This is a genomic window from Arthrobacter sp. ZBG10 (assembly GCF_001238605.1).
Lineage (GTDB): Bacteria > Actinomycetota > Actinomycetes > Actinomycetales > Micrococcaceae > Arthrobacter.
On record NZ_LFQH01000130.1, the window covers coordinates 1 to 205 of the forward strand.

A 205-nucleotide genomic window follows, 5' to 3' on the forward strand; every position below is an offset into this window, starting at 1 on the left:
GTTCAATCATGGAACGCTGGATTTCAGGGCACCGAGCGCTTTTTCGCCGACTTGGCGTCCATTTGCTCACGGAAATCGAAGGTACATGTAACCAAGACAAGTTGGATACTTTGCTCGACCGCCGATGGGTCTTCGACAGGGACCTCAAACATGAGGTGTTTAGACTTCTTGCAACAATAGCGGCGGGGCTTAACCACAAGGACCG

General features: G+C 51.7%; 1 protein-coding gene. It reads right to left on the reverse strand.

All coding sequences use genetic code 11. The features are described 5' to 3' along the window. Positions 1 to 23: 23 nt before the first annotated feature. A partial coding sequence (locus ACU18_RS20315) for a hypothetical protein (RefSeq protein ID WP_231686144.1) occupies positions 24 to 205 on the reverse strand: 182 nt, incomplete at its 5' end.